Source organism: Bradyrhizobium sp. WD16, from assembly GCF_024181725.1.
In the GTDB taxonomy this organism is placed as follows: domain Bacteria; phylum Pseudomonadota; class Alphaproteobacteria; order Rhizobiales; family Xanthobacteraceae; genus Bradyrhizobium_A.
The window spans coordinates 5,156,025-5,179,729 of sequence record NZ_CP028908.1 but is presented as its reverse complement, the minus strand read 5'-3'; the positions used below and the strand labels follow the sequence as shown (position 1 = coordinate 5,179,729).

The following is a 23,705-nucleotide window of genomic DNA, read 5'->3' as shown; positions in this document are numbered from 1 at the left end:
TGACGCGGGCATCCACGACTTTATCGGCATCCCGACAAGCAAGGCGTGGATGGCCGGGACGAGCCCGGCCATGACGGGGAATGCCGCCGATGCTGGCCTCCACCTCGCGCAGACGGCGTACTGGGCCGGCTTTCGCGGGCGGTGACGGCGGAATGTGCATCGGTGCAGTGCCCGCCACACACTCCGTCGTCATGCCCGTGCTTGACGCGGGCATCCACGACTTTATCGGCATCCCGACAAGCAAGGTGTGGATGGCCGGGACGAGCCCGGCCATGACGGGGAATGCCGCCGATGCTGGCCTCCACCTCGCGCAGACGGCGTACTGGGCCGCCCGCTTTCGCGGGCGGTGACGGCAGAAGATGCGTCGGCGCCGCGCCCGCCACACACTCCGTCGTCATGCCCGCGCTTGACGCGGGCATCCACGACTTTATCGGCATCCCGACAAGCAAGGCGTGGATGGCCGGGACGAGCCCGGCCATGACGGGGAATGCCGCCGATGCTGGCCTCCATCTCGCGCAGACGGCGTACTGGGCCGCCCGCTTTCGCGGGCGGTGACGGCAGAAGATGCGTCGGCGCCGCGCCCGCCACACACTCCGTCGTCATGCCCGCGCTTGACGCGGGCATCCACGACTTTGTCGGCATCCCGACAAGCAAGGCGTGGATGGCCGGGACGAGCCCGGCCATGACGGGGAATGCCGCCGATGCTGGCCTCCATCTCGCGCAGACGGCGTACTGGGCCGGCTTTCGCGGGCGGTGACGGCGGAATGTGCATCGGCGCCGTGCCCGCCACACACTCCGTCGTCATGCCCGCGTTGCGTCGCGGGCATCCACGACTTTATCGGCATCCCGACAAGCAAGGCGTGGATGGCCGGGACGAGCCCGGCCATGACGGGGAATGCCAGCCGATGCTGGCCTCCATCTCGCGCAGACGGCGTACTGGGCCGTCCGCTTTCGCGGGCGGTGACGGCAGAAGATGCGTCGGCGCCGCGCCCGCCACACACTCCGTCGTCATGCCCGCGCTTGACGCGGGCATCCACGACTTTGTCGGCATCCCGACAAGCAAGGCGTGGATGGCCGGGACGAGCCCGGCCATGACGGGGAATGCCGCCGATGCTGGCCTCCATCTCGCGCAGACGGCGTACTGGGCCGGCTTTCGCGGGCGGCCTCGGCAGAGTGTGCATCGGCGCCGTGCCCCCTCCCATTCCATCGTCATGCTCGCGTTGCGTCGCGGGCATCCACGACTTTATCGGCATCCCGACAAGCAAGGCGTGGATGGCCGGGACGAGCCCGGCCATGACGGGGAATGGCGCCGATGCTGGCCTCCACCTCGCGCAGACGGCGTACTGGGCCGGCTTTCGCGGGCGGTGACGGCAGAATGTGCATCGGCGCCGTGCCCGCCACACACTCCGTCGTCATGCCCGCGTTGCGTCGCGGGCATCCACGACTTTATCGGCATCCCGACAAGCAAGGCGTGGATGGCCGGGACGAGCCCGGCCATGACGGGGAATGCCAGCCGATGCTGGCCTCCATCTCGCGCAGACGGCGTACTGGGCCGCCCGCTTTCGCGGGCGGTGACGGCAGAAGATGCATCGGCGCCGTGCCCGCCACACACTCCGTCGTCATGCCCGCGCTTGACGCGGGCATCCACGACTTTGTCGGCATCCCGACAAGCAAGGCGTGGATGGCCGGGACGAGCCCGGCCATGACGGGGAATGCCGCCGATGCTGACCTCCATCTCGCGCAGACGGCGTACTGGGCCGTCCGCTTTCGCGGGCGGTGACGGCAGAATGTGCATCGGCGCCGTGCCCGCCACACACTCCGTCGTCATGCCCGCGCTTGACGCGGGCATCCACGACTTTATCGGCATCCCGACAAGCAAGGCGTGGATGGCCGGGACGAGCCCGGCCATGACGGGGAATGCCAGCCGATGCTGGCCTCCATCTCGCGCAGACGGCGTACTGGGCCGCCCGCTTTCGCGGGCGGTGACGGCAGAAGATGCATCGGCGCCGTGCCCGCCACACACTCCGTCGTCATGCCCGCGCTTGACGCGGGCATCCACGACTTTGTCGGCATCCCGACAAGCAAGGCGTGGATGGCCGGGACGAGCCCGGCCATGACGGGGAATGCCGCCGATGCTGACCTCCATCTCGCGCAGACGGCGTACTGGGCCGCCCGCTTTCGCGGGCGGTGACGGCAGAGTGTGCATTGGCGCCGTGCCCCCTCCCATTCCATCGTCATGCTCGCGTTGCGTCGCGGGCACGCTTGCGGCCCATGAGGCAACTTGCCAGGCCGACGCATCGATGACATTCAGGACGGACGCAAATCGTCTTCCGTCCTGCTGTCACCGGCGAGACCTGCCATGGCCCAATCGACTCCGGCAACGCTGTTCCTGCGCGACAAGTCCATCGCCTTCGAGTTGCGCGGCTATGACTACGATCCCGGCGCCGAGCGGGTCGGGCTGCAGGCGGCGGAAGCGCTCGGCGAGGCGCCGCAGCGGGTGCTCAAGACCCTGATCGTCAAGGTCGACGGCAAGCCGGCGTGCATCGTGCTGGCCTCCGACAGGGAAGCCAGCATGAAGAAGGTCGCCGGCGCCTTCGGCGGCAAGAGCGCGGCGATGATGCCGGTGGGCGATGCCGAGCGCCTCACCGGCTACAAGGTCGGCGGCGTCAGCCCGTTCGGCCAGAAGCGGCGGCTGCCGACCATCGTCGACGACAGCGCGCTCGGCGAGCCCTATGTCTACGTCAATGGCGGCCAGCGCGGGCTGCAGATCAGGCTCACCCCCGCGGACCTGGTGCGCGCCGCGGAGGCGAAGACGGCGGCGATCGTCGCGTGATCTCGCGCCCCGTGCGGAGCGATGAGGGGGGCAGAGCGATGATCTGCCTTGCGATCTTGGCGCTGGCGAAGACTGCATGCGGTGGTGGATGATGCCGCCGAGCGTCCACCGAGGGATTGACCGATGGCCCTTACGATCGCCGTCATTGCCGCAGGCGCGATGGGGAGCGCCGTGGCCGAGCGCCTGACAAGGAACGGCGCTACCGTGCTGACCTCGCTCGAAGGGCGGGGCGCGGCGAGCCGGACCCGGGCACAGGCCGCCGGCATGCGCCACGTCGACGATCAGTCCCTGGTCGAGGAGGCGAGCCTGTTTCTCTCCATCGTGCCGCCGGCGGAGGCCGTCGCGCTCGCCGAGCGCTTCGCCGCGCCGCTGGCGCGTGCGAGCCGCAAGCCGGTGTTCGTCGACTGCAACGCTGTGAGCGTAGCGACCATGATCCGCATCGCCGATCGTCTCGCCCCGACCGGCACGCGCGTGGTCGACGGCGCCATCATCGGCGCGCCGCCGCGACCGGACGGCGCGGGCCCGACCTTTTACATGGCGGGGGGAAGCGGCCGCCGAGGTCGCCGTGCTCGGCCGCCATGGGCTCGACGTCCGCGTCATCGACGGGCCGGTCGGCGCGGCCTCGGCGCTCAAGCTGTCCTACGCCGGCATCACCAAGGGGCTGGTGGCGATCGCCGCCACCATGGTGCTGGCGGCGGAGCGGGCGGGGGCGGGGCCGGCCTTGAGGGCCGAGCTCGCCGCCAGCCAGCCGCAACTTCTAGTGTGGCGTCTCGCAATTGCCTACCGCCTTTGCGGCAAGCCTCTCGTAGGCAATTGCGAGACATAAGCCACACTAGCACTTTGATTTTGCTAGTGTCCTTATGTCTCCGAATTACCGTGCGAGGGTGAGGCAAATGGAGCGGTAATTCGGAGACAGGACACTCGCGCGGTTCGAACGGACGCTGCCCGACATGTATCCCAAGGCCTATCGCTGGGTCGAGGAGATGCACGCCATCGCCGAATTCATCGGCCGGGATTTTCCGGAATCGGAGATGTTCGAAGGCGCGGCCGATCTCTACGCACGCATCGCAGCCGATCTGGCCGGCGAGCGGATGCTCACCGGCCAGATCGACGCGTTCCTGGCATCGTAGCGGCCGTCACAACCGCGCCCGGCGCATCTGGGCACGAACCACGAAGGGATGAATACGCCCGACCGGTACCATATAGAGCCGGCCGAGCAGGTTGTGGATCGTCACGGTCGTGGTCACGATGTAGCGCGCCGGGCCGCTCGCCGTCATCACCGAGACGCGGACGTCGAGATGGCGGTCATCGATCCCGAGCACGATCTCGCGTGCGCCGATGTCGAAGATTCTGAAGATGCCGAGCTGGTCGCCGATCTTGTAAGCGTCCGCCGGCCGGTCGGTCCGCGCGCTCAGGCGCCCGGTGTCCTTGATCCCGAACGGCCGCACCAGCGCGTTGCGCAGGTCCATCAGGCGAGATACCCAGTTCGGGCTCGAGCTCATCAGCCGCAGGGCGAGGCCGACTGGTGACAGATCGCTCTCGTGAAGCGGCGCCGCATAGGAATCCCGGAAGTCGGCCCCGGCCGCGAACGCGGCGAGGGCGCTGCCCTCGGGCATCTCGGTCGTGGTGATCGGGACGGATGCGGGCATCGTCGCCTCACATTGGCGCAGCGGTGGCGCGGGGTGAATCCGGATTCTGTGCTAGTGTGGCGTCTCGCAATTGCCTATGCCCTTTGCGGCAAGCCCCTGTAGGCAATTGCGAGACATAAGCCACACTAGCTTTTTGATTTTGCTAGTGTCCCGATGTCTCCGAATGTCCGTGCGAGGGTGAGGCAAACGAAGCGGTAATTCGGAGACGGGACACTAGCGTCGTGCCGCGGATGATTGTAGCAGCCCCATGGCGCGCCGGCCATGCGGCGCGCCGTAGCACCGCACTGACGGAGTTCCTCGATGCGCGAATACCGGATCGCCACCATTCCCGCCGACGGCATCGGCCCCGAGGTCATCGGCGCCGGCGTGCGCGTGCTCGAGGCGCTGGCCGCGCGGCAGGGCGACGTCAAGTTCAGCTTCACCACTTTCGATTGGGGCTCCGACTACTACAGGAAGCACTGCGTGATGATGCCCGCCGACGGCACGGACACCCTCAAGGCGTTCGACGCCATCTATTTCGGCGCGGTGGGCGCGCCGGACGTGCCCGATCACATCACGCTGTGGGGCCTGCGCCTGCCGATCTGCCAGGGCTTCGACCAATACGCCAATGTGCGGCCGACCCGGATCCTGCCGGGCATCTCCTCGCCGTTGCGCAATGTCGGTCCGGGCGATCTCGACTGGGTGATCGTGCGCGAGAATTCCGAAGGCGAATATTCCGGCGTCGGCGGCCGGGCTCATCGCGGCCTGCCCGAGGAAGTCGGCATGGAGGTCTCGGTCTTCACCCGGGTCGGCGTCACGCGGATCATGCGCTATGCCTTCGCGCTGGCGCGCTCGCGGCCGCGCAAGCTGCTCACCGTGGTGACCAAGTCGAACGCCCAGCGCCACGCCATGGTGATGTGGGACGAGATCGCCGCCGAGGTGGCGAAGGAGTTCGCGGACGTCACCTGGGACAAGATGCTGGTCGATGCCATGACCGTGCGGATGACGCTCAACCCCAAGAGCCTCGACACCATTGTCGCCAGCAATCTGCACGCCGATATCCTGTCGGATCTCGCCGGCGCGCTGGCGGGATCATTGGGGGTGGCGCCCACGGCCAACATCGACCCGGAACGGCGTTTTCCGTCGATGTTCGAACCGATCCACGGTTCGGCCTTCGACATCACCGGCAAGGGCATCGCCAATCCGGTGGCGAGCTTCTGGACGGCGGCGCAGATGATCGAGCATCTCGGCGAGGCGACTGCCGCGGCGCGGCTGATGAAGGCGGTCGAGGCGGTCTGCGCCAAGGGCATTCTCACGCCCGACGTCGGTGGCCGCGCCACGACGATCGAAGTCACCGACGCCGTGATCGCGGCGATCCACGGCGCCAACGATTAGGCCGATGCTGGGCGACGAAGACGTGGATGCCCGCGACAAGCGCGGGCATGACGATAGAAAGGCTGAAAGAGTGGGCGCTTTCTCGCCTGCGGATCCGATGTGTGAATGCGATAGCCGCGCGGAGGACGACAGCGGAATGCGTGGTGGCGCCGTGCGCCCCACTTTCCGTCGTGACGCCCGCGTTTGCCCGCCTTCGCTAAGAAGCTTCGGCGCGCCCAGCCGGAAACACAATTCGTTGCCGGAGCCCCTTTGGCCACCGGTTCTGAAGCGTCAATTGACCGCCGTGCCGCTCAACGATTTCCTTGGCGATCGCAAGACCAAGGCCAGCTCCCGGTCCGGACTTGCGCCGTCCCGGATCGACCCGGAAAAACGGTTCGAATACCCGTGACATGCTGTGGTCGGGAATACCAGGTCCTTCGTCGTCGATGGTAATCGAGGCGGAGGTATTCTCAAGGGCCAAGGTGACAAAGGCGCCGCCGCCGTGCGTCGCTGCGTTGACGATGAGATTCCTGACCGCCCGGGTGAGCGCCAATCGCGGAGTCGAAATTGTCACCGCCTCGATCTTCATGATCTTGACAGGCTCTTTCATCGAAACGAGGTCGCTGCAGACGCCAAGAATGATCTCGTCGACGCGGACGAGCTGGCTGCTTTCACATCGGGTCTCTTCGCGCACCAGCTGGATCGCGCTGTCCGCAATGCGCTCGAGTTCCTCGATATCGTTCAACCACATCGACCGGTCTTCCTCGTCGAGAAACTCGGCACGAAGTCGCATGCGGGTCATCGGGGTCCGTAGATCGTGCCCCGCGGCGGCGACAAGCCGCATTCGACTTTCGGCCGCGCTCTTCAGCCGGGCCGTCATCGTGTTGATTGCACGCGCGACGGCTTTCAGTTCAGGTGGTCCGCTCTCCGGCAGCTTCGGAACGACGCCGTCGTCGTCGATCGTCGCGGCGACGCGTTCGAGAGCCGCGAGATTGCGCGTGATGCGGAAGGCGAACCACACCGCCACGGCGATCGTTCCTGCGCCGACCAGCAATAGCCCGCCGGCGATAGACACCAAGACCTCTTTTGTATGGTTGGGATCCTTGATCGGAAGGGTGAGCCAGCCGGAGTCGAATTTGACGGATACGAGCGGATGAGTGATCCCGACAGGCTGCGTTACCGTTACGCGAAGTGCGGATCCGGCCCGGCGCAACTCGGATTGTAGCGGACCTGACAAATCAGGTCGGGGAGTCCCCGCGGCAGGCTCCGATGCCAGGTGCCCGGGGCCGCCCTTCGCTTCACCATCGAGCAATGACGCGATGGTCAATATCTGCTCGGCCCCCAATTGGGCGAAGTTGTTCGGCTCCCTCCATTCGTGTTTCCACCGCATCGAGAACGCTATTGCGGCAACAACGAGAATGACACAGAGGATCGACGAAACCAGAGTCAGGACGATGCGGGCTCTCAGCGAGGTCATTCGCCCGCTCCAATCCTCTCAACCCGACCGCTAAAGACGTAACCTGCGTTCCGGACGGTCTTGATCAACTCAAAGCCAATGTCGCCAAGCTTGCGGCGAATGCGGCTGAGCAGCACATCCACCGAACGATCGCCATCCTGGCGGCGGGTGGCATCCATCAGGTATTCGCGCGAGAGCAGTCGCCCTGACCTGGTTACCATGGCATGCAGGAGATCGAATTCCGCCGAGGTCAGATCGAGCGGCTCGCCGCGCGGATTGAGAACCCGCCGCAAGTCCGGCTGCAGTCTGAACCCGTCGAAAAGGTATTCATGAGAGGTGGCTGCGTGCCCTGCCACCTCGCTCTTGCGACGAAGCACCGCTCGAATGCGAGCGGCGAGCTCCCGCGGGTTAAAGGGCTTTCCCAGGTAATCATCGGCCCCCATCTCGAGGCCGAGAATTCGATCCACATCCTCCTTCAACGCCGTGAGGAGAATGACGGGAATGGGCGAGTGATCGGCTCGCATCTTCTGGCAGATGTCCAGGCCGGAGCCGTCCGGCAACATGACGTCAAGCACGATCAGCTCGATGTCATTCGATTCAAGCGCGGTCTGCAGGCTGCGCGTGTCGGACGCGAGGGTCACCCGAAAGCCCTGTTCGGCCAGATAGCGGCCAAGAAGCTTCCGAATCTGAAGGTCGTCATCGACGATCAGAAGATGTGGTTCGTTGCTCAAAGCGGTCACGCAATTGTCGACGCCGTGCCGGAGTGAATAGGGCAAGCGCTGGACACTTTCAATGAGCTGGCAGCCGGATCGGCTGCAGCAGCAATATTCGGACACATTGCATCGCGCCTCGCCACATCTTGGCCACGACTTTCATGATGCGCGATTTGGCCGTGGCTTCACGGCAGGGCCCCGCCACAGCCCATGGTGTCCAGCGCGCCACAGTCCTCTCGTCGGTTCGAACGGCGAAGCGCGATCTGCGTTCGCACTGAAATATTGGACGTGGATGCCGGTTGAAGCGGGGCGGCGATCTCGCCGATCTCAAGCAACATTCGGATACGAGGCCGCGACTTTTGGAACAATGTTCCGGCGCAAACGGCGGCCACAACCCCGTGCGATCTGATCTGTGGAATGGATGGGCGGAATGCTCAATACGATCCTTCTGACGAAAGATGATCCCGCAAGGCATTCAGCCGAGGAGCTCATCAAGACGATCTATGCGGCGCAATATGGCGCCGATCTGCGAGCGTTTCCGACTTACCTGATTGCCGTTGTGGACAGCCGGGAGGGCATCCAGTGCGCGGCGGGGCTTCGCTTCGCGGACGACGGTTTCTTTTCCGAGGCCTATCTCGATAGCTCGATCGAAGCGGCGCTCAGCGCTCTGTCCGCCAGAGCCATCGATCGCGATGCGATCTTCGAAGTGACGACGCTCGTGAGCAGGGCGCCGCTGGCGACCGGCCGGTTTGTCGAGGGCATCGCGACTTTCGGCGAAAGAGCCGGGTTTGACTGGTCGTTCTTTACGCTGACGCGGCGACTTCAGCACAAGCTCAGCCGGCGAGGCATCGAATTGAGCTGTCTAGGCGACGCCGATCGCCGGCGCATCGCGAATGCCGAGCGATGGGGGACCTACTATGCCGCCGATCCCAAAGTGTATGCCGTTCCGAACCCGAGCGTGAGGGGGAACGGCGCCCAACATGGTGAACTCAATGCGTCAGCTGTTTGAATTTTTCAGGGGACATGCGTCGCAGGCCGGCGAGTTGATCGCGGTCAGCGATGACGAATCCGCGCTGTCGCGGCGCGAGCTCTTCGCGAGGGTGGTTGGTTTCGCGTCGGAGCTCGCGCTCGCTCCCAAAACGGTCGGCATCCTCGCGCCGAACGGTATCGACTGGGTGATCGCCCAACTCGCCTGCGCGTTCGCCGGCAAGACCGTGGTGCCGCTGCCGACGTTCTTCAGCGCGACGCAGCTGGAGCATGTCGTTCGCGACGCGTCTGTCGAGTTCATCCTCGCCTCCGAGCGGACGGCGGAGCTGGTGGGGCAATCGGGGCTGCCGACCCGCACAATCGCCGGTGGCGGGACAGGAACGGACTTTCCGGAGTTCGTCGATGGCTTCGGTCAGATCGTTTACACGTCGGGAAGCACAGGTCGGCCGAAGGGCGTTCGCCTTCAGAGCGGGCAGATTGCGTGGTCGGCCGCTACCCTGATTGCCGCGACGCAGGCCTCCGCCAACGACTCCTATTTGTCTGTCCTGCCGCTGCCGCTGCTGCTGGAGACGATCTGCTCGGTCTTCATTCCGACAGCGCTCGGGGCGCACGTGCACTTCGATGCGGGTTTGGCAGAACGGGTCGGCCGCGGCGATGCGACCGGCATTGCCAAGGCCTTCGACGCACTAAGGCCGACGGCGAGCGTATTGGTGCCGCAACTGCTCAAGCAGTGGGTGGCGGAGCTCAAAGCTGCCGATCAGGCCGCGCCATCGTCGCTTCGCCTCGTCGCGGTGGGAGGCGCGCCGGTGCCGACGGCGGTGGCGAACGCAGCCTGGAGTTTGGGTATTCCTGCCTTCGAAGGCTACGGCTTGTCGGAGTGCTGTTCGGTGGTTGCAGTCAACCGCCCGGGAGAGCGTCGCCCGGGGACGGTGGGCCGACCGCTCAGCGGCCTCGCCGTGTCGATCGACGACGGCGAGATCGTCGTCGACGGGCCTTCGATCATGGATGGTTACATCGGCGGCACGGCGTCCCGGCCGTGGCGGACGGGCGACCTCGGAGCCATCGACCAGGACGGCTTCCTCACCGTACACGGACGCAAGGACAGCCTGATCGTGACGGCGTTCGGCAGAAACGTCAGCCCCGAATGGATCGAGACCATGCTGCTTGCCGATCCGCGGATTGCGTTCTGTGCCGTGGCGGGTCACGGCGTGCCGCATCTGACAGCCTTGCTCATTCCGTCTCGTCAAGGGGCTGAGTGGTTTGCCGCGGCGAGTTACGCAGAAATCATCGATCTCTGCGCGATCCTTTGCGAAGGTGCGCCGCGGTATGCCGTACCGCGCGCCGCCGTCGTCATCCGCATCGAAGACGCTCTGAAGCATCGATTGCTCAGCAACGGGCGCCCGGCTCGCAAAGCCATGGCGCGTTTCCTCGAGGACGGCGCCGCCGCGCCGTCGGGTTCAGCCGTCACATCTTCGACTTCCACATGAAAGGCCAGACAATGAAATTCCATGAGTTGCTCGCGCGCGAAACGGCCACCAGCCGCGACGCCTTCCTGTCCATTCCCCTCGTTCGCCATGCGACCAGAGTTGGAGCGCCGCGCGGCCTCTATCTGGCGTTTCTCGCGGAGGCCTATCACCACGTCAAGCACACCTTTCCTCTGCTGGCGCTGGCAGCGTCCCGCACGTCCGACGAGCGCTACCAGGACGCATTGGTCGAATACATGAAGGAGGAACGTGGCCACGAGAAGTGGATCCTCGACGATATCCGGGCCCTCGGCGGCGATGCCGATGCGGTGCGCAACGGCCGAGGCGGACCGGCCTGCAGGACCATGGTGGCGTACGCATACTACGCGATCGAGCATATCAGTCCGTACGCGTTCCTCGGCAGCGTCCACGTTCTCGAGGGAATGTCGGTTCTGCTGGCCGACAAGCTCGCCGATGCGTTGAAGGGGGCCATCGGCCTGGGGGGCGAGGGCGGGTTCAGCTATCTCCGATCGCACGGCTCGCTCGACCACGAGCACGTCGCCTTTTTTCGCGAACTGGTCGACGGCTTCGATGACCACGACACCCAGCGCCTCATCATCGACAACGCGTCGATGTTCTACGGCCTGTACGGCGCGATTTTTCGTGAGCTCGGCACCGGCGCGGAGTTGAGCGATGTCGCGTGAACGCAAGCGCGTGCTGATCACCGGAGCCGGCTCCGGAATCGGCCGTGCGCTCGCCGTCGAGGCGGCGCAGCGCGGAATGATCGTCGCTTTGTGCGGCAGGCGGGCGGCGGCGCTCGAAGCGACGCGGGCGCTGCTGAACGAACCTGACCGCCATTTCGCGATTGCGGCGGATATCACGGATGCCGGCGATCGCAGGCGGATCGTCGGGATGATCGAAGAACGGTGGAGCGCGCTCGACGTTCTCATCAACAATGCGGGCGTGATGGAAGGGGGCGTCATCGAGCGGGTCGATGACACAGCGATGATCAAGACGTTCATGACGAATGTCATCGCGCCGATGGCGCTGACGCGCGACTTGATGCCGTTGCTGGCCGCTGCACGACCGTCGAGGGTCGTCAATGTCGGCTCGGTTTTTGGCGATATCGCCTATCCGGGGCTTACGGCCTATTCCGCCTCGAAGTTCGCACTGCGCGGCTTTTCGAGCGGGCTGCGCCGCGAATGGAGGAGGGCGGGCATCGACGTGACCTACGCCGCGCCCCGGGCGACGCAAACGGCTGCGATCGCCGCTCTCGCCGAGTTCATCGATCCGAGCGGGGGCGTCGATGCGCCGGTCGTCGTGGCCCGTCGCATCTGGCGCGCCGTCGCGCGCGGCCGCGAGTCCGTCTACGCGCCCGGTCTGGAGCGCATCTACGTTCTGATTCAACGGCTCTTTCCCCAGATCATCGATCGGGCGCTGTCGCGGCGATCGCCTTCGCACTAATGCAGCCAACACCGAAGACGAAACTCGTTTCCACGAGAAGGAATCCTATGAAGCTGTCAGTCCGGATATCACTCTTGTTCATCGTCGCTCTCGTCACATCCCCTTATGCGCTTGCGGCAGATGCCCTGTCGCCGGAAGTGCGGCGTCTCCAGACGACGTGGGAGACGATCAAGTTCGGCGTGCCCGAGGGCGATGATCAGACAAACCAGATGAATGCGCTTGGCCAGGACGCGGACGCCGTCGCGGCGAAATTTCCGGAAATGCCCGAGGCCCTGATTTGGGATGGCATCATCACCAGTGAACGCGCGTCGATGGCAAGCTCGTTCAGCGCGCTGGGATTGGCCAAACGTGCTCGCGATTTGCTGGAGCGGGCCTACACTATCGATCCCGCGAGGCTGGATGCCGGCGCAACGACGAGTCTCGGCGTCCTGTACTACCGCGTTCCCGGCTTTCCGATCGGATTCGGCGACAAGGCAAAGGCGCGGCAGTTGCTGGAGGAAGCCGTCCGGCGCGCACCGAACGGGTTGGATGCGTGGTATTTTTACGGTGACTTCCTCTATTCGCAGAACGAGCGGCAGAAAGCTGCTGCGGTCTTTCAACAGGCGCTCAAGATACCTCAACGCCCGGACCGTCCTCTCTGGGAGAAGAATCGCCGGCTGATGATCGAGGAACTGCTGGCCAAGATCGAGGCTGGCAAATGAAGCTGTCTGCACTTGGGCGGGAACGGAGCCAGACAAGCACGATGCGCCGGATCTGGCATGCGTTCGGCCTGCAGCTGCAGCATCCGGCAGGGCTCGCCGGCGCAATTGCCGGTTGGCTGATGGGGGTGATCAATGACGAGCCCAACCGGTTGGCGATCCACGCCATGGAGATCGGTCCAGGCGATACGGTGCTTGAACTGGGCTTCGGCCCAGGGCGGGGACTGAGGTCGATTGCGGCGCGAACCCGTGGTCCGGTCTATGGCGTGGACCACTCGGTGCGGATGCTCCAACAGGCCAAAGAGCTGAACGAGACCGCCGTCGCGAGGGGGCGGATGACGCTCGTCCATGGGCCGTTCAGTCCGTTACCCTGGATCGATGGAACGTTCGACAAGATCCTGCTGGTCAATGTGGTCTATTTCTTCGACCCGGCCGGCCAGGATATCGCGGAGGTCTATCGGGTGCTTCGGCCGGGTGGCCGGGTCGTGGTTTACGCGACATCGCGTGACACGATGCGGAGCTGGCCCTTCGCCGGGCCGGAAACCCATCGCACCTTCGAAGTGCAGGACCTTGCCGAGCTGCTCGAGGGCGCGGGATTTTCCCCGTCGCATCTAAGCATCAAGCATGTGGAGCTTGCGTTCGGTGTCAAAGGCCTGATCGCAGTCGCCGAGAAGGCTGGTCGTTCGATCGGAGGAAAGACCACATCCGGAGCGCGATAGCCTCAACTTTGGCCTATCGCGCTCCAGGTGACGCCGGGGCGTGATCTTATCGCAAGACAAATGGCCTGCGTTGCGCTGGCGTGGTTTGGATCAGGTGTGGCCGCTACCAGCCGCAGCCGCCGCATGTTGCGCCGCCATCTCGGCGTCGGCGGCGGACAGGCGCGCGAAGCTCGGCCGCGCGGTGATGCGCGCGGCATGACTGATGAACGGCTCCACCTTGGGCACCAGCCCGAACATCATGGTCCAGTTGAGCGCCACGCCCCACAGCACATCGGCCGCCGTCATCCGCTCGCCGAGCAGATAGGGGCCCTTGGCGAGTTGCGCGGCCAGCGCGCCGAGCATGGTGTCGTAGTCGGAATAGGGCGACTGGTTCCGGTCGGCCGGGGCGTGCTTGAAGGCCTTGTCCATCAGCGCCGGCTCGAACGAGGAGCCGTAATAGGCGATCCAGCGCAGGAACGGGCCGCGCAGCGGATCGCCGATCGCCGGCGTCAGCCCCGCCTCCGGGAACAGGTCGGCGAGATAGATGTAGATCGCCACCTGCTCGGTGACCACGGCCTCGCCGTGGCGGATGGTCGGCACCTTGCCGAGCGGATTGATGGCGAGGAAGGCCGGCTGGCGCTGCTCGCCGGCCTTCATGTTCAGGATGCGGAGATCGTAGGGCGCGCCAAGTTCCTCCAGCAGCATCCGCGTTCCGAGAGCCCGGGTCTGGGGCGAATAGTAAAGGGTGATGCGGTCGGTGGCGGTCATGAAGGATCTCCTTGGAGGCCAGAAGTGGCGGCGGCAGGTTTCTACACCCCCATACCTGACATCCTGTGTCAGGTATGCTTGACTGTCCGTATCCGGGCGAGGCGGGGGCAGATGAGGGCGAGCCGGCTTCTTTCCATCCTGACGACGCTGCAGGCGCGCGGTCGCGTCACCGCCCAGCAGCTTGCCGACGACTGCGAGGTGTCGCTGCGCACCATCTATCGCGACATCGATGCGCTCGCTGCGTCCGGAATTCCGGTCTACAGCGAGCGGGGCGCCGAAGGCGGCTACCGCCTGCTGGACGGCTACCGCGTCCGGCTCAATGGCCTGTCGCAGCGCGAGGCGGAAAGTCTGTTCCTCGCCGGACTTGCCGGTCCTGCGGCGGCGCTCGGCCTGGAAGCGGTCATGGCCACCGCCCAAACCAAGCTGATGGCCGCCTTGCCACAGGATCTGCGGGCGGGGGCCGACCGCATGCAGGCGCGTTTCCATCTCGATGCGCCGGCCTGGTTCGACGCGGCGGAAGAGCCGGCGCATTTGCGGGCGGTGGCCGGAGCGGTGTGGAGCCAGAACCTCATCGAGATCCGCTATCAGAGCTGGCGGGCGGAGAAGCAGCGCGAGGTGGCGCCGCTCGGCCTCGTCCTCAAGAGCGGCAGCTGGTATCTCGCCGGGCAGGTCGATGGTGACGTCCGCACCTACCGCATCGCGCGGATCCTCGACTGCAAGGTGCTGGAGCGGCACTTCGGACGGCCGCCGGATTTCGATCTCGGCGCCTATTGGCGCGCCAATACCGAGCGGCTGGAGGCGGAACTGCATCCCAATCGCGCGACGGTACGGCTGTCGCCCCGTGGGGTCAGGCTGCTCGAGGCGCTGAGCGCGCCTTACGTCAGGGCGGGTACGCAGATCGCCGACGCCGCCGATGACGACGGCTGGCGCGTTGCCACGATTCCGGTCGGAACCACGGTGTGGCACGCCGCTGCCGAATTGCTCCGCCTTGGCGCCGAGGCGGAAGTGCTCGATCCGCCGGAGCTGCGAGCCTACATGCGCGAAGCGGCCCGTGCCCTCGCGGCGCGCTATGGCGTTTGGCCCGAAAATCTGACCCGCGGCTCGGGCGCAGACGAGGCGCTGGGGCAGGGAATGGGTCGCGCGAGGCGATGACATTCGTGCCGGTCGAAGTCACCGTCGGGTGACCAAGGCACTGACGTGAGCCTACTTGCCTGTGCCATGGTGCCGCATCAAGTAGAGCGCGCCGGGCCCAGGCCCGCATGCCTTCCGCATGCATCCCAACCGAAGAAGATGACGCAATGAGCACAAACGCCAATTCCCGCGCGGCCGCGCATCCGATCGATCCCCTGTTTCTCGAGCGCTGGTCGCCGCGCGCGTTCCTCGATCAGCCGATTTCCGAGAGCGAGCTTCTGACCCTGCTCGAGGCCGCCCGCTGGGCGCCATCCTCCTACAATTCGCAGCCCTGGCGCTTCGCTTACGCCCGGCGCGGCACCGGCCACTGGCCGACCTTTCTCGGCCTGCTCAACGAGTTCAACCAGAGCTGGGCGAAGAACGCCGCGGCGCTCGTCTTCGTCGCCTCCAATCCGCTGATGCGTCCGCCCGGAGCCGACAAGGACGTGCCGTCCTACAGCCATTCCTTCGATGCCGGCGCGGCGTGGGCGTCACTGGCGCTGCAGGCGGTGCGTCTCGGCCTGCAGGCCCACGCCATGGTCGGCGTCGATTTCGCCAAGGCGGCCGAGGTGCTTGGGCTGCCGGCCGGCTATCGCGTCGAGGCCGCGATCGCCATCGGCAAGCCCGGCGACAAGTCGCAACTGCCGGAAGGGTTGCAGGCGCGCGAACAGCCCAGTCCGCGCCGGACGCTTGCCGAGATCGCGGCGGAAGGCCGCTTCACCGCGGCCTGAGCCGCGCTGCGCGCGACCAGCGCAGTTCGCGCTCATTCCGACATCCGACCGGCGGCGCCCAGCAGGCGTCGCCGGTCTTGTCACGTGAGGCAGGCGCGGGCGTGGACTCCATCGCGCCCGGATGCGTTTCAGGCGCCGTGGGGGGCGGGGGCCACGTCGGCGCCGGCCGCCTCGGCATGGGCCGAGCCATGGGCGATCAGGGCATAGGCGACCGGCACCACGAACAGGGTGAACAGGGTGCCGATGGCGAGGCCGGTGGCGATGACGAGGCCCATGTTGTAGCGCGAGGCCGCGCCGGCGCCGGAGGCCGTGATCAGCGGCACCACGCCGAGCACCATGGCGGCGGTGGTCATCAGGATCGGCCGCAGCCGGATCGTCGCCGCCTCGATGATCGCCTCCTGGCGCGCCTTGCCGGCTTCGCGCAGCTCATTGGCGACCTCGACCATGAGGATGCCGTGCTTGCTGACGAGACCCATCAGCGTCACGAGGCCCACCTGGGTGTAGATGTTGATGCTGGCGCCGCCGATCCCGATGCTGATGAAGATCAGCGCGCCGGCCAGCGACATCGGCACCGAGACCAGGATGATGATCGGGTCGCGGAAGCTGTTGAACAGGGCGGCAAGCGACAAGAAGATGATAATCAGGGCGAAGGCGAAGGTCGTGACGAAGCCGCCGGATTCCTGTTCGAGTTGGCGGGACGCGCCGCCGAAGTCGACCGAATAGCCCGCCGGAAGCGATTTCGTCAGTGACTTCAGCGTCGCCAGCGCGTCGCCTTGCGCGACGCCCGGCATCGCCACGCCGGAGATGGTCGCGGCATTGACCTGCTGAAAATGGTTGCGCGACTGCGGAATGGTCTTCTTCTCGAGACGGGCGACGGTCGCGAGCGGCACCATGGAGCTGTCGCTGGCGCGGATATAGTAGTCGAGAAGCTGGTCAGCGGTGAGCCGCGCGTTCTGCTCGACCTGCGGGATCACCTTGTAGGAACGGCCGTCGAGGCTGAACCAGCCGGTGTAGTTGCCGCCGAGCATGGTGGCCAGCGACGCGCCGAGATCGTTCATCTTGAGGCCGAGTTCGGCGGTCTTCTCGCGGTCGAACACCACGGAGGTCTGCGGCTTGTCGATCTTGAGATCGCTGTCGAGGAAGATGAACTGGCCGCTCTTGAGCGCATCGGCCATGAAGCTGCGCGACACTTCGTCGAGCTGGTTGAAGTCGCCGGTGCTTTCGATCACGAACTGGATCGGAAGGCCGTTGCTGCCCGGCAGGGGCGAGGGCTGGAACGCCACCGATCGGGTGCCGGCGATGCTGTTGACCGCGGTCTGGAATTCGGTCTGCAGCGTTTTCGCCGATCTGCTCCGCTTGTCCCAGGGTTTCAGCACCCAGCCGCCGATCGCCTGGCTCGGTGTGTCGATCTGGAAGACGGTCTCGGTTTCCGGCTTCGAGCCGATCAGCCGGTAGAGCTGGTCGTCGTAGAACAGCCGTTGGGTCAGCGTCGCCGACGGCGCGGAATAGGTGAGGGCGAGAACGACGCCCTGATCCTCTTCGGGCGCGAGTTCGCTGGTCGAGTTCGAATAGAGCCAGGGAATGGTGGCGAGCAACAGCAGCGCAAAGACCACCACCACCGGCTTCATGCGGAAGGTCGCTTCGAGGCCGCGCCGATAGGCGCTCGACAGCCGTTCCATCGTGTGGTCGATCAGCCGGACGAAGCGCGCTTCGAAGTCGTGGCCGTCGCGGTTGGTCCGGCGCAGCAGCCACGAGCAGTTCACCGGCGAGAGCGTCAGCGCGATCACCGCCGAGACGGTGACGGCGCCGGCGAGGGTGAAGGCGAATTCGGTGAACAGCGCGCCGGTGAGGCCCCCCTGGAAACCGACCGGAACATAGACAGCGATCAGGACCACGGTCATGGCGATGATCGGCCCGCCCAGCGCGCGCGCCGACTGGATCGCCGCTTCCACCGGCGCCACGCCTTCGTCGATCAACCGTTGCACGCTCTCCACGACGATGATGGCGTCGTCGACGACGAGGCCGATGGCCAGCACCAGGGCGAGAAGCGTGAGCAGGTTGATGGAAAAGCCCATCAGCAGCATCACCGCGAACGTGCCGATCAGCGACAGCGGAATTGCCACCACCGGCACCAGCACCGATCGCCATGAGCCCAGAAACAGGAAGACGACGACGGTGACGATGACGATGGCCTCGATCAGCGAGTGAACCACTTCGTCGATCGAGCTGTTCACGAAATCCGTGGAGTCGTAGATGATCTGGCTGGTCAGTCCGTTGGGGAGCTGCGCCGTGATGTCGGGCAGAGCCGCCTTCACCCCGTTGATGACGTCGAGCAGGTTGGCGGTCGGCGCGACCTGGATGCCGATATAGACCGCGGTCTTGCCGTTGAATTTCGTCGCCGAGTCGTAATCATCGTTGCCGAGGGTGACGTTGGCGATGTCCTGCAGACGGACGATCGCGCCATTGACCTGCTTGACGACGAGGTTGCGGTATTCGGCCAGCGAATGAAGATTGGTCGAGGCGGCAAGATCGACCTGCACCAGGTTGCCCCGCGTCGAGCCGAGACCGGAGATGTAGTCGTTGCCGGTCAGCGCCGTGCTGACGTCCGTGGCGGTGAGGCCATAGGCGGCGAGCTTGACCGGGTCGAGCCAGGCGCGCAGCGCGAACTTCTTGGCGCCGAGGAGTTCGGCGGTCTGGACGCCGACGACGGACTGAAGCCTCGGCTGCACGATACGGGTCAGGTAATCGGTCACCTGGTTCGGCGCCAGAACCTCGCTGGCGAAGCCGATATACATCGAATCGATGGTCTGGCCGACCTTCAGCGTCATGGTCGGCTGCTGCGAGCCCGACGGCAGCTGGTTGAGAACCGAGTTGACCTTGGCGTTGATCTCCGTCATCGCCTTGCCGGAGTCGTAGTTGAGCCGCAGGTTGACCGTGATGGTGCTGGTCCCGGTGATGCTGGTCGACGTCATGTAGTCGATGCCGTTGGCCTGGGCGATGGCGTTCTCCAGCGGCGTCGTGATGAAGCCGGCGATGATGTCGCTGTCGGCGCCCGCATAGGTCGTCGTCACCGTGACGATGGCGTTCTGGGTGCGCGGATACTGCAGGATCGGCAGGGTCAGCATGGATCGCATGCCGAGCACGAGGATGAGCGCGCTGACCACGATGGCCAGCACCGGCCGGCGGATGAAGATGTCGGTGAAGCGCATGATCGATTTGTCCTGAACTAAGACGCCGTGACGGTCGGGGGGTGGGCGATCAGGGCGTTCGGTGCGCAGCCACGCCCGACGTCGTCGTCGGCCGGCATGACCGCGCGACCCGGCACACCATGTCGCTCGTGGTGACCCGCGACGTCGCGATGGCATGAACGCGGGCGGGCGGCATGCCGTGCCACGGTGAACGCTCCCAAGAGTCACTGATCGACGATGGACGGCGCCGTCTCGGCGACCGGCACCTGGGAATTGTCGATCGTGACAGGGCTGCTGTTGCGAAGCTTGAGCTGGCCGGCGATCACGACCTTCTCGCCCTCCTTGACGCCTTCGGTGATGGCGATCCGGTCGCCGCGTGCGGCCGTGGTCTTGACGAAGCTCTGCCGCGCCGTGCCGTTCTGATTGGCGGCCGCGCCGTCGACCAGGTAGACGAGGTCGCCATAGGGATTGCTGACGATCGCCGTCAGCGGCACGGTGACGAGCTGTTGCGGCTTGCCGACGGCGATGTCGACCTTGGCGAACATGCCGGGCAGCAGCCGCGCCTGGGGGTTCTTCATCGAGGCGCGGACCTGGACGTTGCGGCTGGTCGAGTCGACCTTCGGATTGATTGCGGCGATCTGGCCGGTGAACCGCTCCCCCGGGAAGGTGTCGACGGTCGTGGTCACGTCCTGGCCGATCCTGATCTGGGCGAGCGCCTGCTGCGGCAGGTAAAAGTCGACATAGATCGGATCGAGCGACTGCAGCGTGACGACGGTGGTGCCGGCGCCGAGATACTGGCCGAGATCCACCGCACGGATGCCGAGGCGTCCGGCGAAGGGCGCCTTCAGCGTCTTCTGCGCGACGATGGCGCGCTGCTGGTCGATCAGCGCACGCGCGTTCTTGAGGTTGGCATTGTCGGTGTCGAGCGTTGCCTGGCTGACGGCCTTGAACTTGATCTGCTCCTCGTCGCGCTTGACCACGACGGCGTAGTTCTCGGCAGTCGCCTCCAGCGACGTCAACTTGGCGACGTCGTCGTCGGCCACGAGCTGCAGCAGCGCCTGTCCTGCCTCGACGGTGTCGCCCGAGGCGAATTTGATCGCCTGGACGATGCCGCTGGCCTGCAGGGCGAGATCGGCGCCGTTGACCGCCTTGAACGAGCCCACGGCCTTGAGCGAGGACTGCCAGTTGTCGGTGGCGGCGATCACCGTCGAGACGGTCTGCGGCGGATTGGCCATCGCGCCGATCGCCTTCTTGATCATGGTGGCCTTGAAGGCCTGGAATCCGTAGAGGCCGCCGAACACGATCGCCATCGCGCTCAGCATGATCGCCATTCGCTTGATCATCGCATCGCTTCCTGGGGTTTGATGTCTGGGCCGGCGAAATAGCCGGGATTGACGCGGGGCAGGGCGTCAGGGGTTTGGTCGATCCTGTTCCACCAGCCGCCGCCGAGGGACTGGAACAGCGCGGCCGTGTCGGTGAAACGCGCCGCCTGGGCTTTGACACGCGTTACGCGCGCATTCAGGTACGTCTGTTGGGCATTGATAATGGTCGCATAGGCGATGGCGCCGGTCTTGAACTGCTCCTGCGCCATGGTGAGGCTGTCATAGGCGGCCTTTTCGGCGGCGACCTGGGCTCGCAGGGTTTCGGCGTCGTACTGCACCGCGCGCAGTGAATCGGCGACGTTCTGGAAGGCGGTGATCACGGCACTCTTGTAGAGGGCGAGATCCTGCTCGAAGGTTGCGACGTCCGATTCCTTGGTGTGATAGAGCGTGCCGCCGTCGAGGATCTTCTGGCTGACGCTGGCGGCGACGCTCCAGACGATGGTGTCGGGTGTGAACAGCCGCGCCGCCGACGCCGCGCCATAGCTGCCGGACAGCGTCACCTGGGGCAGCAGGTTGGCGATGCCGACCCCGACCGTCGCGGTGGCCTGATGCAGCGTGGCTTCGGCCTGGCGGATGTCAGGCCGCTGCCGCACCAGTTTCGACGGCAGCGATACCGGCAGGCTGCGCGGCAGGCGCAGGTCCGACAGCGCGACGAATTCGCCGCGGTCCTGGCTGGGCAGGCGCCCGAGATAGGCCATCAGCTGATTGCGTTGCTGGGCGAGCAGCTTTTTCAATGGCGCGAGCGTCGCCTTGGCGCTGGCGAGGGTCGATTCCTGCGACAGCACGTCGGCATTGGAGATCGCGCCGAGTTCGAACTGGCGCTTCACTCGCGCGAGCTGGTCGGTTTCAGCCTTGATGATGTCCTCGGTGGCGGCGATCTGGCCACGCAGCGAGGCGTCGGTGATCGCCGCCGTGACCACATTCGCGGTCAGCGACAGATAGGTCGCCTCCAGTTTGAACGCCTGATAGTCGGCCTGGGCCTGCAGCGCCTCGACCTGCCGGCGCGTGCCGCCCCAGAGGTCGAGAGCATAGGAGACGCTGACCGAGGCGTTGTAGAGATTGTAGAGCGACGTCTGGCCGGGGACCACGCCGGACTGCGAGGTCGAGGTCTGCTGCCGCTGATCCTGGCCGGTGGCGGTGACCTGAGGAAACAGCGAACCCTGCTGGGCGAATACGTTCTCGCGGGCCGCTCGCAAGGCGAACTGCGCGGCCTGAACATCCGGGTGGTTGCCGATCGCTTCCTCGACGAAGGCATTGATCTGGCGTGAGTGGAAGAGGGTCCACCACTGGCCGGAGAGGTCGTGCCCAAGCGTGAAGCGCTGAGTGGCGCCGCCGTCGGTGTCGGCGCTCGCGGTCGCCGCGGGGCGCTGCTCGCGGGTGTAGCCGTCGACGGATGGAGCGTCGGGCACAAGATGATTCGGACCGACGGCACAGGAGGCAACCAGGATGCCGAGAGCAGCCGGCAGCGCTGTGCGGTATTTTAATGGGGACATTCGGTTATTCAGTACCGTTTTCGTTGATTCAGAGAGGTTCAGTAACATTTAGAAACTATACGGTTCAGTGTTATTTGCGCGTACATTGGTTCCGGCGGTAGGGTTGAGTCAAGTCAAATGAAACGGCAGGGAAGCGCCACCCACATGATCAACACGCTCGTCCGGCAAAGGCCGAAGGCCGCCGATCCCGCGGACACCTCCGGAGGCGAAAGCCGCAAGGCCCGGCGGATTCTCGACAGCGCGAGCGCCCTGTTCCTCGACAAGGGCTTCGACGCCGTCAGCATGGATGCGATCGCGCGCGACGCCGGGGTGTCGAAGGCGACGCTCTACGTCCATTTCGCGAGCAAGGCCGCGCTGCTCAAGGCCCTCGTCGACGACGAGTGCCGTCGCGTCCGCCCGCAATCCCTGTGGGTGCCTCAGGAGGGCCCGATCGACGTCGAGGCGACGTTGCGCCGGATCGCGCGCACCTTCACGGCTTTCTTCCTCCATGACGAGGGCCTTGCCCTCAATCGTCTGATCGTCGCCTATGCGTCGCGCTTCCCGGACATGGCGGAAGTCTTCATGAATGCCGGGCCGCGCCGCTTCGAGGGCGAGGTCGAGTCCTTCCTGCGCGCGGCGCAGGCGCAGGGGCTGTTGCGCATTACGGATTTCCACCTCGCGACCGTCCAGTTTCTTGCACTGGTGCAGGGACGGCTGCCGCTGAACTGGGCGCTGTCGATGAGGCCGCCGAGCGAAGCCGAATATGACGCGCTGATCGAGGGCGGCATCCGTGTCTTCCTTGCTGCTTACGGAGTGCCATCCGGGGCGCGCGCGGCGGGAAGCACCTGAAGCGAGACGGCGGCAGCGGCGTCGCCTCGCGCCCGATCCATGCGCGGCAGTGAAGGGGTTGGCGGCTACCTGTCGACCCACAACCCGAATTATCGCCAGCCGCAGGGCAAGGATCCGGCCTGGAATGCCGCCCATTGCCGCAACCGGCGGCTGTTCAACGATCGCGCCGTGCGCAAGGCCGGCGCCAATACCCGGCCGATCCTGCTGCAGATGTATCGGCGCGACATGGGGGACGGCAAATTCGCTTTGATGAAGGATCTGTCCTCGCCTATCTTCGTGCGAGGCCGGCACAGGGGCTCATTCCGCATGGGCGTGCGCCAGGGCTGACGAGGAGTGCGACCGCGGAAATCAGCAGCAGGCCAGATGGCAACGACGATCTACGGCATCAAGAATTGCGACACGATGAAGAAGGCGCGGGTCTGGCTCGACAGCCACGGCGTCGCCTATCGCTTTCACGACTACAAGACCGAGGGTATCGACCGCAAACACCTTGCCGGCTGGTGCAAGGTGGTGGGCTGGGAGGTGCTGCTCAATCGTGCCGGGACCACCTTCCGCGCGTTGCCCGAGGCCGAGAAAAAGGACCTCACCGAGGCGAAAGCGATCGCGCTGATGCTGGCCCAGCCGTCGATGATCAAGCGCCCGGTGCTCGAGCACGGGGCGAAACTTCTGGTCGGCTTCAAGCCGGAGAGTTATGCCGCGGGCGTGACGCGCGGGTGACGGCGCGCCTCGGGCGCGCAAGCGACGCCGTTGCCGTGCTTCGTCTGCCGGTGAGGGCGGTGCGTCATTCGCTGTCGTCGTCGCCCGGCTTCGACCGGGCGACCCAGTAGTCCG

The 23,705-nt window shown here is 65.7% G+C and carries 24 protein-coding genes and 3 pseudogenes; 20 read left to right on the top strand and 7 right to left on the bottom strand.

What is annotated here, in order from left to right; genetic code table 11:
• Positions 1-89: 89 nt before the first annotated feature.
• From DB459_RS23875 to DB459_RS23840, 8 genes and pseudogenes are all read left to right on the top strand, one after another.
• Positions 90-350, top strand: a complete 261-nt coding sequence (locus DB459_RS23875; protein ID WP_253708783.1) for a hypothetical protein — start codon at positions 90-92, stop codon at positions 348-350.
• 146 nt (positions 351-496) lie between these two features.
• Positions 497-757 (top strand): hypothetical protein, encoded by a 261-nt coding sequence (locus DB459_RS23870; RefSeq protein ID WP_253708781.1) that lies wholly within the window; start codon positions 497-499, stop codon positions 755-757.
• Between the two features lie 555 nt (positions 758-1,312).
• Complete coding sequence (locus DB459_RS23865) at positions 1,313-1,780, top strand: hypothetical protein (protein ID WP_253708779.1); 468 nt, start codon at positions 1,313-1,315, stop codon at positions 1,778-1,780.
• A 147-nt stretch (positions 1,781-1,927) separates the two neighbouring features.
• The gene (locus DB459_RS23860; RefSeq protein WP_253708777.1) at positions 1,928-2,191 is read left to right on the top strand and encodes a hypothetical protein; all 264 of its coding nucleotides are present in this window, start codon (positions 1,928-1,930) and stop codon (positions 2,189-2,191) included.
• A 168-nt stretch (positions 2,192-2,359) separates the two neighbouring features.
• Positions 2,360-2,833, top strand: a complete 474-nt coding sequence (gene ybaK, locus DB459_RS23855) for a Cys-tRNA(Pro) deacylase (protein WP_253708775.1) — start codon at positions 2,360-2,362, stop codon at positions 2,831-2,833.
• Between the two features lie 123 nt (positions 2,834-2,956).
• A pseudogene (locus DB459_RS23850) lies at positions 2,957-3,346 on the top strand (NAD(P)-binding domain-containing protein); the annotation flags it as partial.
• Positions 3,347-3,398: 52 nt separating this feature from the next.
• Entirely contained in the window at positions 3,399-3,659 is a 261-nt protein-coding gene (locus DB459_RS23845; RefSeq protein WP_253713756.1) for a hypothetical protein, read from the top strand.
• Positions 3,660-3,762: 103 nt separating this feature from the next.
• Positions 3,763-3,963 (top strand): annotated as a pseudogene (locus tag DB459_RS23840) (DUF1932 domain-containing protein); the annotation flags it as partial.
• 6 nt (positions 3,964-3,969) lie between these two features.
• On the opposite strand, the gene DB459_RS23835 reads toward DB459_RS23840, so the two are convergent.
• Complete coding sequence (locus DB459_RS23835; protein ID WP_253708771.1) at positions 3,970-4,482, bottom strand: DUF2867 domain-containing protein; 513 nt, start codon at positions 4,480-4,482, stop codon at positions 3,970-3,972.
• 300 nt (positions 4,483-4,782) lie between these two features.
• Here DB459_RS23835 and DB459_RS23830 point away from each other — a divergent pair, with 300 nt between their 5' ends.
• Positions 4,783-5,856, top strand: coding sequence for a tartrate dehydrogenase (locus DB459_RS23830; protein ID WP_253708769.1), 1,074 nt, complete (start codon positions 4,783-4,785; stop codon positions 5,854-5,856).
• Between the two features lie 196 nt (positions 5,857-6,052).
• On the opposite strand, the gene DB459_RS23825 is transcribed toward DB459_RS23830, so the two are convergent.
• Positions 6,053-7,312 (bottom strand): ATP-binding protein, encoded by a 1,260-nt coding sequence (locus tag DB459_RS23825; protein ID WP_253708766.1) that lies wholly within the window; start codon positions 7,310-7,312, stop codon positions 6,053-6,055.
• Complete coding sequence (locus tag DB459_RS23820) at positions 7,309-8,022, bottom strand: response regulator (RefSeq protein ID WP_253713683.1); 714 nt, start codon at positions 8,020-8,022, stop codon at positions 7,309-7,311. The genes DB459_RS23825 and DB459_RS23820 overlap by 4 nt, the downstream gene beginning before the upstream one ends.
• Before the next feature lie 412 nt (positions 8,023-8,434).
• Between DB459_RS23820 and DB459_RS23815 the strand changes: the two genes are divergently transcribed.
• From DB459_RS23815 to DB459_RS23790, 6 genes are all read left to right on the top strand, one after another.
• On the top strand, positions 8,435-9,013 hold the full coding sequence (locus DB459_RS23815; RefSeq protein WP_253708764.1) for a thermostable hemolysin: 579 nt from the start codon (positions 8,435-8,437) through the stop codon (positions 9,011-9,013).
• Entirely contained in the window at positions 8,997-10,478 is a 1,482-nt protein-coding gene (locus tag DB459_RS23810) for an AMP-binding protein (RefSeq protein WP_253708761.1), read from the top strand. Before DB459_RS23815 ends, DB459_RS23810 begins: the two co-directional genes overlap by 17 nt.
• A gap of 26 nt (positions 10,479-10,504) precedes the next feature.
• Complete coding sequence (locus DB459_RS23805; RefSeq protein WP_253708758.1) at positions 10,505-11,158, top strand: TenA family transcriptional regulator; 654 nt, start codon at positions 10,505-10,507, stop codon at positions 11,156-11,158.
• Positions 11,148-11,918: an SDR family oxidoreductase gene (locus tag DB459_RS23800; protein ID WP_253708756.1), complete on the top strand. Its 771-nt coding sequence runs from the start codon at positions 11,148-11,150 to the stop codon at positions 11,916-11,918. Before DB459_RS23805 ends, DB459_RS23800 begins: the two co-directional genes overlap by 11 nt.
• A gap of 74 nt (positions 11,919-11,992) precedes the next feature.
• On the top strand, positions 11,993-12,619 hold the full coding sequence (locus tag DB459_RS23795) for a tetratricopeptide repeat protein (protein ID WP_253708753.1): 627 nt from the start codon (positions 11,993-11,995) through the stop codon (positions 12,617-12,619).
• Positions 12,620-12,660: 41 nt separating this feature from the next.
• Positions 12,661-13,335, top strand: a complete 675-nt coding sequence (locus DB459_RS23790; protein WP_253708750.1) for a class I SAM-dependent methyltransferase — start codon at positions 12,661-12,663, stop codon at positions 13,333-13,335.
• Between the two features lie 90 nt (positions 13,336-13,425).
• Here DB459_RS23790 and DB459_RS23785 read toward each other — a convergent pair whose 3' ends face one another.
• A complete protein-coding gene (locus DB459_RS23785; protein ID WP_253708747.1) occupies positions 13,426-14,082 on the bottom strand; it encodes a glutathione S-transferase family protein in 657 nt (218 codons plus the stop codon).
• A 111-nt stretch (positions 14,083-14,193) separates the two neighbouring features.
• On the opposite strand from DB459_RS23785, the gene DB459_RS23780 reads away from it, so the two are divergent.
• Positions 14,194-15,234: a YafY family protein gene (locus DB459_RS23780; protein WP_253708745.1), complete on the top strand. Its 1,041-nt coding sequence runs from the start codon at positions 14,194-14,196 to the stop codon at positions 15,232-15,234.
• 146 nt (positions 15,235-15,380) lie between these two features.
• Positions 15,381-15,983, top strand: coding sequence for a nitroreductase family protein (locus DB459_RS23775; protein WP_253708742.1), 603 nt, complete (start codon positions 15,381-15,383; stop codon positions 15,981-15,983).
• Positions 15,984-16,111: 128 nt separating this feature from the next.
• On the opposite strand, the gene DB459_RS23770 is transcribed toward DB459_RS23775, so the two are convergent.
• The 3 genes from DB459_RS23770 to DB459_RS23760 all read right to left on the bottom strand — a co-directional run bounded on the left by DB459_RS23770 (position 16,112) and on the right by DB459_RS23760 (position 22,046).
• Positions 16,112-19,192 (bottom strand): efflux RND transporter permease subunit, encoded by a 3,081-nt coding sequence (locus DB459_RS23770; RefSeq protein WP_253708739.1) that lies wholly within the window; start codon positions 19,190-19,192, stop codon positions 16,112-16,114.
• Positions 19,193-19,395: 203 nt separating this feature from the next.
• Complete coding sequence (locus DB459_RS23765) at positions 19,396-20,514, bottom strand: efflux RND transporter periplasmic adaptor subunit (RefSeq protein WP_253708737.1); 1,119 nt, start codon at positions 20,512-20,514, stop codon at positions 19,396-19,398.
• The gene (locus DB459_RS23760; RefSeq protein WP_253708734.1) at positions 20,511-22,046 is read right to left on the bottom strand and encodes an efflux transporter outer membrane subunit; all 1,536 of its coding nucleotides are present in this window, start codon (positions 22,044-22,046) and stop codon (positions 20,511-20,513) included. The genes DB459_RS23765 and DB459_RS23760 overlap by 4 nt, the downstream gene beginning before the upstream one ends.
• 117 nt (positions 22,047-22,163) lie before the next feature.
• Here DB459_RS23760 and DB459_RS23755 point away from each other — a divergent pair, with 117 nt between their 5' ends.
• The 3 genes and pseudogenes from DB459_RS23755 to DB459_RS23745 all read left to right on the top strand — a co-directional run bounded on the left by DB459_RS23755 (position 22,164) and on the right by DB459_RS23745 (position 23,591).
• The gene (locus DB459_RS23755) at positions 22,164-22,874 is read left to right on the top strand and encodes a TetR/AcrR family transcriptional regulator (RefSeq protein WP_253708731.1); all 711 of its coding nucleotides are present in this window, start codon (positions 22,164-22,166) and stop codon (positions 22,872-22,874) included.
• Positions 22,875-22,934: 60 nt separating this feature from the next.
• A pseudogene (locus DB459_RS23750) lies at positions 22,935-23,201 on the top strand (methyl-accepting chemotaxis protein); the annotation flags it as partial.
• 36 nt (positions 23,202-23,237) lie between these two features.
• Positions 23,238-23,591 carry an ArsC family reductase gene (locus DB459_RS23745; RefSeq protein WP_253708729.1) on the top strand — a complete coding sequence of 118 codons (354 nt, stop codon included), beginning with the start codon at positions 23,238-23,240 and terminating at the stop codon, positions 23,589-23,591.
• Positions 23,592-23,705: the final 114 nt, after the last annotated feature.